The following is a 7,644-nucleotide window of genomic DNA, read 5'->3' on the forward strand; positions in this document are numbered from 1 at the left end:
ATCAGAGTGCGACACCCACCGGGTGACGTGCCACGAAATGACCGGGCGCCACCTGCTGCAGCGGCGCCACCGTCGGCGGATCACCGACCGCGCGCACCGGGCTCGCGATCTCGTCGGACAGCAGCTCGCGCTGGCGGCGGCGCGTCGGGTCGGCCACCGGCACCGCGGCCAGCAGGCGCCGCGTGTAGGCATGCTGCGGATTCTCGAACACCGCGCGGCGCGGGCCGATCTCGACGATCTGGCCCAGGTACATCACCGCGACGCGGTGGCTGATGCGCTCCACCACCGCCATGTCGTGCGAGATGAACAGGTAGGCCATGCCGAACTCCTGCTGCAGGTCGAGCAGCAGGTTGACGATCTGCGCGCGGATCGACACGTCGAGCGCCGACACCGCCTCGTCGGCGATCACCACCTTCGGGTTCAGGGCCAGCGCGCGCGCGATCGCGATGCGCTGGCGCTGCCCGCCGGAGAACTCGTGCGGGTAGCGGTTCGCCGCCTCGGCCGGCAGGCCCACCTTCTCGAGCAGCCAGCGCACGCGCTCCTCGGCCTGCTTCTGCGGCATCAGCTTGTGGATCAGCAGCGGCTCGATCACGCTGTAGCCGACGGTCAGGCGCGGGTCGAGCGAGGCGTACGGGTCCTGGAACACGAACTGGATGTCGCGGCGCAGCGCCTGCAACGCGGCACCTTCGAGCGGCGCGATGTCGCGCCCGGCCACCTCGACGCGGCCGGCCAGCGGCGCGACCAGCCGCGCGAGCGAGCGGCCGGTGGTCGATTTGCCGCAGCCCGATTCACCGACCAGCGCCAGCGTCTCGCCGGCCTTCAGCTCGAAGCTGATCTGCTCGACGGCATGCACCTGGCGCTTCACGCGGCCGAGGATGCCGCTGCGCAGCGGGAAGCGCGTGACGAGGCCTTGCACCGACAGCACCGGCGGCAGGTCGGCGCGCACGCTGTCGGGCATGGTGACCTGGTGCGTGGCGGCCACCACTTCATCGCCAGGCAGTGCGAAGCGCGCCGGCAGGTCCTGGCCGTGCATGGCCCCCAGCTGCGGCACCGCTGCCAGCAGCGCCTTCGTGTAGGGCTGCTGCGGCTGCGCGAACAGCGCGCGGCAGTCGCCCGATTCGATCCTGTCGCCGCGCCGCATCACCAGCACGCGGTCGGCGATCTCGGCGACCACGCCCATGTCGTGGGTGATGAAGATCACGCCCATCGACAGCTCGTGCTGCAGCTGCTGGATCAGCGCGAGGATCTGCGCCTGGATCGTCACGTCGAGCGCGGTGGTCGGCTCGTCGGCGATCAGCAGCGTCGGCCGGCAGGCGAGCGCCATCGCGATCATCACGCGCTGGCGCATGCCGCCCGACAGCTGGTGCGGGTGCCGGCCCAGCACCTCGCGCGCCTCGGGGATGCGCACCAGGTCGAACAGGCGCAGCGCCTCGGCCATCGCCTCGCGCTGCGAGCGGCCCTGGTGCAGGCGGATCGATTCGGCAACCTGCTGGCCGACGGTGAAGACCGGGTTCAGCGAGGTCATCGGCTCCTGGAAGACCATCGCGAGGTCCGCGCCGCGCAGCGAACGCATGCGGCGCCCATCGGCCTTTGCCAGGTCGACGCGCTCGCCGTCGCGGCGGGTCAGCCACATCTCGCCGCTGTCGATGCGGCCGCCGCCGTGCTCGACCAGGCGCATCAGCGCGAGCGACGACACCGACTTGCCSGAGCCGGACTCGCCGACGATCGCCAKCGTCTCGCCGGCATCGACGTGGAAATCGAGTGCACGCACCGCCTGCAGCCGGCCGCCTTCGATGGCGAAGCTGACGCTGAGGTTGCGCACGTCGAGCACGCGTCGTGTGGGGATCGTCTCGGTCATGTCGATTCGGGCCCCGCTTCGTCGGCGTAGATGGCAGACACCGGCGCTTCGCCGACGCGGGCCCAGCCGCGGTACATGCCCTCGGTGTTGAACGGCAGCGCGACGTTGCCGCGCGCATCGACGGCGATCAACCCGCCGCGGCCGCCGAGCGGCGGCAGCTTGTCCATCACGACGCGCTTCGCGGCGAAGCGCAGCGGCAGCCCGACGTACTCGACCAGCGCCGACACGTCGTAGGCAGCGAGCCCGCGCATGAAGGCCTCGCCGACGCCGGTGCACGACACCGCCACCGTGCGGTCGTTCGCATAGCAGCCGGCGCCGATCAGCGGCGAATCGCCGACGCGGCCGGGGCGCTTGTTCGTCATGCCGCCGGTCGAGGTGGCGGCGGCCAGGTGCCCGTGCGCATCGAGCGCGACCGCGCCGACGGTGCCGAACTTGTCGCGCTCGTCGAGCGGCGCAGGGACCGTGGGGGCCAGCTGGCTCGCGCCATCGTGGTCGAGCGCGGTGCGATCGCTGGCCTGCATCGCCTGCAGTTGCGCGAAGCGCTCCGGCGTGTCGAACCACTCCGGCGCCACCGTCTCGCAGCCGCGTTCCGCCGCGAACTGCTCGGCACCGGGGCCGATCAGCAGCACCGGGCCGCCGGCCTCCATCACCGCGCGCGCGGCGAGGATCGGGTTGCGCAGCGTGCGCACGCCGGCCACCGCCCCGCCAGCCAGGTCGCTGCCGCGCATCACGCAGGCATCGAGCTCGTGGCGGCCGTCTGCCGTGTAGACCGCGCCGCGGCCGGCGTTGAAGAGCGGGCATTCCTCGAGCTGGCGCACCGCCTCGGTGACGACGTCGATCGCCGCGGCACCGTCGGCAAGCATCGCCTGCGTGCTGCGCAGGATCTCGTCGAGCGCGGCGCGGTAGCGGTCCTGCTGCTCGGCCGAGATCGACGCGCGCGACAGCGTGCCGGCGCCGCCATGGATGGCAATCACTGCCGGTGTCGTCGAAAAACTCATCGCACGCTCCCCGGCGCCACCTGCAGCCACGGCAGCACGCCGCGGGCCATTTCTTCGGCGCGCTGCACCGCGCCCTCGGTGCGGTGCGCGAGGGCAGCCACCAGCGCCTCGAGCAGCGCCAGCACGGTGGCGTTCGAGGTGGGCGCCACCTGGCGGCTGACGTGCGCATACAGCGTGACGTCGGCCAGCGGCACCAGCGGCGACGACGGCTCGTCGGTCAGCGCCAGCACCTTGACGCCGCGCTCGCGGGCGAGGCGCGTCAACGCGACGGTGTCTTCGACATAGCGCGGAAAGGCCAGCGCGATCAGCAGGTCGCGCGGCCCGCGCTTGACCAGCTGCCGCGCCGCATGCGAGGGCCCGCCCGCCTGCGCCAGGCTGCCGACGCGCGAGCACAGCGGCTCCAGCTCGTGCTGCAGCACGCCGGCGAGATACGCGCTGCTGCCCCAGCCGAGCGTCAGCACCTGCTCGGCCTCGGCGATCAGYGAGACGGCCTGCTCGCAGGGCTGGTGCTGCAGGGCCTGCAGCGTGTGTTCGAGGTTCGCCGCCGTCTCGCGCAGCGAAGCCACCATCGCCTGCTGCGTCCCGGTGGGCTGCTTCAGGTTGCTGCGCAGGCTCTCGACCGGCGCCAGGATGGCCTCGAAGCCGCGCGCCAGCTCGGCACGGAACTGCGGGTAGCCGGCAAAGTTCAGCGCGCGGGCAAAGCGGTTGGCGGTCGCGATCGACACCGCCACCTCGCCGGCGAATTCATCGATGTTGAGCGTGGCCGCCCTGAAAGGGTGCGCCAGCACGGCCTGGCCCATGCGCTGCATCGCGGCGGGCATCGCCGGAATGCCGGCGGCCACCTGCTGCAGCACCGGCAGGCTGGCGAATCGGCCCGCCCAGTGGGCAGAACGGGCAGAACCGGCGGAAGGAGGTGTCGCGGTCATGAAAACAGGGTTTCAGAAAACTTCGCGGACTGTAAAGCAACTTACAGGCCCGATGGGCGCGTGAATTCCAGAACTGCCGTCGGTCCTACACCGAGTGGCGCCTGCGTCCGATCCGGTCACCGGCTGCGGGCGCCGATGATACGAACTCCATCCAGGAGAACACCCATGAAGAAACTCATATCCATCCTCGCCTTGCTGTTCGCGGCAGGCGCCGCCTTCGCGCAGGCCGGCACCGCCGTCAAAGAAGGCGCCAAGGCGACCGCCGAGACCGCCAAGCAAGGCACCGAGAACGTCAAGGGCGCCGTGACCGACGAGCCGTCGAGCACCGTGCACAAGACCAAGGCCAAGGTGCACAAGGCCAAGGCGAAGAGCCACGCCAAGAAGGCCAAGGCCGCGGCGAAGGAAACCGTTCAGTAAGCCGCCTGGTCGCTGAACTCGGCCGCGTCGCGCAACGGCGGCGCGGCGGGTTCGAAGCCGACGTGCCACCACGCCGGCAACAGCCCGCGCACCTGCGGCTTCGCGAAGCGGTCGTCGATCAGGATCACGACCCCTTCGTCGCTGGTCGTGCGGATCACCCGCCCGGCCGCCTGCACCACCTTCTGCAGGCCCGGGTACAGGTACGCATAGTCGTAGCCGGCGCCGAAGCGCTTGTCCATCCGTTCGCGCACGCACTCGTTGACCGGATTGACCTGCGGCAGCCCGAGCGTGGCGACGAAGGCGCCGATCAGGCGCCGTCCCGGCAGGTCGATGCCCTCGGCGAACGCCCCGCCCAGCACCGCGAAGCCGACCCCCTGCCCGTGCTCGGTGAAGCGCGCGAGGAACTGCTGGCGCGAGGCCTCGTCCATCGCGCGCGACTGCGACCATTGCGGCACGCCCGGGTGCGTCGCCTGCAGCAACGCCGCCACCTGCTGCAGGTAGTCGAAGCTGCTGAAGAAGGCCATGTAGTTGCCCGGCGCCTTCTCGTACTGCCGCGCGATCAGTTCGACGATCGGCGCGAGCGATTCCGCCCGCTGCTGCCAGCGCGTCGAGATGTGGCGCGCGATGCGCACCGACAGCTGCCGCGCCTCGAACGGCGACTCCACGTCGATCCACGCGGTGTGCTTCGGCAGGCCCAGCGTGTCTTCATGGAAGCCCTGTGGCGTCAGCGTGGCCGAGAACAGCGTCGTCGTGTGCGCCGCCTCGAAGCGCCCGCGCAGGTGCGGCGCCGGGATCAGGTTGCGCAGGCACAGCGTCGAGCGCATGCGCGCGCCGCGGCGCTCGGCGATCGTCACGTCGACCTGCGAGTTCTCGTCCAGCAGCTCCAGCACGCGCGTCACGTGCAGCGCATCGAAGTAGAAGCGCAGCAGCGGCGCATCGTTCGGCGACTGGCCGTCGGCGAAGTGCTCGCCGAGCGCCGCGATCGCGTTCTGCAGCGCATCGCGCCACGCCGCCGGCGGCTTCTCGTGCACCTCGAAATCGGCCGCCTGCGCCTTGTTGAGCGCATTCCACGCGCGGTGCAGGCGATCGAGCGCCGGCTTCACCGTGGGCGGTGCCTTGCTGCGCAGCGCGGCCACGTCGGCCTGCTGCAGCTCGGCCGAATACATCTTGCGGCCGCGTTCGAGCAGGTTGTGCGCCTCGTCGACCAGCACGCCGACGCGCCAGTCGTTCGCGAGCGTCAGGCCGTGCAGCATCGCGCCGAGGTCGAACCAGTAGTTGTAGTCGCCGACCACCACGTCGCTCCAGCGCACCAGCTCCTGGCTCAGGTAGTAGGGGCAMACCTGATGGGCCAGCGCCACCTCGCGCACGCGGGCCTGGTCCAGCGGGCCTCCACCAACGGCAAGCGCCGCGCTGCGCGCCGCCGGCAGCCGGTCGTAGAAGCCGCGCGCCAGCGGGCACGACTCGCCATGGCAGGCCTTGTCGGGGTGCTCGCAGGCCTTGTCGCGCGCGACCAGCTCCACCACGCGCAGCGGCGGTGCACCGGCGCTGTGGGCGATCAGCCGCAGCGCCTCCAGCGCGAGGCCGCGGCCCGGCGTCTTGGCGGCGAGGAAGAACAGCTTGTCGAGGCGCTGCGTCGGGCAGGCCTTCAGCAGCGGGAACAGCGTGCCGACCGTCTTGCCGATGCCGGTGGGCGCCTGCGCGAGCAGGCAGCGGCCGCTGCTCGCGGCGCGGTACACCGCTTCGGCCAGCGGCCGCTGGCCGGCGCGGAACTCCGCATGCGGGAAACGCAGGCCCTGCAGCGCGGCATCGCGGGCGCCGCGGTGCGCGAGCTCCTGCGCCGCCCAGGCCAGGAAGCGCTCGCACTGCTGCTCGAAGAACTGCTGCAGCTCGGCCGCGCTGCAGGTCTCGCTGAACGCCGTTTCCTGCTGCGAAGCGACGTCGTAGTAGACGAGCGCGACGCGCAGTTTCGGCAGCTCGAACTTCTGGCACAGCAGCGCGCCGTAGATCTTGGCCTGCGCCCAGTGCAGGTGGCGGTGGTTGGCCGGCTGGCGCGCGAGGTCGCCGCGGTGCGTCTTGATCTCTTCGAGCAAGCCCTTGTCGGGGTCGTAGCCGTCGGCACGGCCGCGCACGCGCAACGCGCCGTGCGTGCCGCTCAGGCTGACCTCCGCCTGGTAGCGCCCGCCCCGGCGTGACGCCACCATCGCATGGCCGGCGATGCCTTCCTGCGCCGACGGGCCGGGCGTGAAACGCAGGTCGAGGTCGCCCTGCTTGGCCGTGAACTCGCACAGCTCGCGCACGGCGATGGTGTAGGTGGGGGTGTCGACGCTCATGGGCTCAGCGCGAGAGTGTCGCAGGCCTCGTCTTGTAGGGTGGCCGCGCCGCCGGATCGGTGCGCAGGATCGCCGTCGCCTGCTGCACGTGCGGCAGGTCGCGGATGAAGCTTTCGATGCGGCCGGCCTGCGCCTCGTCGCGCGCGCAGCCTTCGATGTAGACCACGCGGCCCTGCACCGTGACCCACAGCGTGGTGTCGGGGAACGGGTTGCGCGCCTGCACCGCCTGCTGGATCGCCGACGCGATGTCGGCGTCGTAGGCATAGGCGTTCGGGCGGTCGCACTCCTTCGCGAGCCAGCAGGTCGTGCCCTTCTCGAGCCGGCGGTGCGCCTGCACGCGGCGGTCGGCTTCGTCGGTGAACGGGCCGGCCGGCAACGGGCAGTCGGGCAGCGCGGCGGTGATCGGGAAGAACGGGTCGTTGAACCAGTTCTGCAGCGCGTCGGATGGCTGCGCCGCGCTGCCGGTTGCGAGCAGAAAGGCGGCCGCGCCAATCAGGAGGCTGTGCATCCCGCGATCGTAGACCGGGTTGCCCGTATGCTGCACTTTTGCGCAACGCGATGGAGGCGTCCGGTGGCCCAGCGCCTGTTCGTTCGACTCGACGAGGACCCCGTGCAGGGCCCGGAATCCGGCACGCCCGCGGCCAGCCTGCGAACGCTGCCGCTGCCCGCCGCGTTGCAGCCCTTCGTCGCGCAGATGCTGCTGTACCGCGAGAGCTTCTCGCCGGGCCACGAGATCGTCGAGCGCGTGATTCCCGATGGCGCGGTGCGCCTGGTCATGCACTGGGGCGATGCGCCGGCGGCCGGGCCGCAGCGCAGCCTGCTCGCGATCGGGCCCTCGACCACGCCGGCCGTGCTGCGGCTGTCTGGCCGCATGGYGGGGCTCGCGATCACGCTGCGCCACGGCGCGGCGGCCGCCCTGCTCGGCGTGCCGGTCGGCGAGATCGCCGGGCTCGCGTTGCCGCTGCAGGCGCTGTGGCCGCGCGACGACGCACCAGCCCTCGCCGCCCTCGCCAACCTGGAAGACGACGCCAGCCGCGTGCGGCTCGTGCAGCAGGCGTTGCTGCGCCGCCTGCGCCATGGGGCTGCCGGGGATCCACGGCCGGCCGTGCACGCGC

General features: G+C 71.7%; 7 protein-coding genes. 2 read left to right on the forward strand and 5 right to left on the reverse strand.

Going from position 1 to position 7,644, the window contains the following annotated elements:
• Position 1: 1 nt before the first annotated feature.
• From AC1DXV_RS10660 to AC1DXV_RS10670, 3 genes are read right to left on the reverse strand one after another with little or no spacing between them, the layout of a single operon-like run.
• Positions 2-1,858, reverse strand: a complete 1,857-nt coding sequence (locus tag AC1DXV_RS10660; RefSeq protein WP_477933506.1) for a dipeptide ABC transporter ATP-binding protein — start codon at positions 1,856-1,858, stop codon at positions 2-4.
• Positions 1,855-2,856, reverse strand: coding sequence for an isoaspartyl peptidase/L-asparaginase family protein (locus tag AC1DXV_RS10665; RefSeq protein WP_477933508.1), 1,002 nt, complete (start codon positions 2,854-2,856; stop codon positions 1,855-1,857). The genes AC1DXV_RS10660 and AC1DXV_RS10665 overlap by 4 nt, the downstream gene beginning before the upstream one ends.
• Complete coding sequence (locus AC1DXV_RS10670; RefSeq protein ID WP_477933510.1) at positions 2,853-3,782, reverse strand: MurR/RpiR family transcriptional regulator; 930 nt, start codon at positions 3,780-3,782, stop codon at positions 2,853-2,855. The genes AC1DXV_RS10665 and AC1DXV_RS10670 overlap by 4 nt, the downstream gene beginning before the upstream one ends.
• Before the next feature lie 165 nt (positions 3,783-3,947).
• Here AC1DXV_RS10670 and AC1DXV_RS10675 point away from each other — a divergent pair, with 165 nt between their 5' ends.
• A complete protein-coding gene (locus AC1DXV_RS10675) occupies positions 3,948-4,199 on the forward strand; it encodes a hypothetical protein (RefSeq protein WP_477871392.1) in 252 nt (83 codons plus the stop codon).
• Here the strand turns inward: AC1DXV_RS10675 and AC1DXV_RS10680 are convergent.
• Positions 4,193-6,529 (reverse strand): ATP-dependent DNA helicase, encoded by a 2,337-nt coding sequence (locus tag AC1DXV_RS10680; protein WP_477933512.1) that lies wholly within the window; start codon positions 6,527-6,529, stop codon positions 4,193-4,195. The two genes, AC1DXV_RS10675 and AC1DXV_RS10680, sit on opposite strands and share 7 nt — an antisense overlap.
• A 4-nt stretch (positions 6,530-6,533) precedes the next feature.
• Entirely contained in the window at positions 6,534-7,037 is a 504-nt protein-coding gene (locus tag AC1DXV_RS10685) for a BON domain-containing protein (RefSeq protein WP_477933514.1), read from the reverse strand.
• 63 nt (positions 7,038-7,100) lie between these two features.
• On the opposite strand from AC1DXV_RS10685, the gene AC1DXV_RS10690 reads away from it, so the two are divergent.
• On the forward strand, positions 7,101-7,644 hold a 544-nt coding region (locus AC1DXV_RS10690), incomplete at its 3' end, for a DUF6597 domain-containing transcriptional factor (protein WP_477933516.1).

This window comes from Rhizobacter sp. P3_C12 (assembly GCF_056402735.1).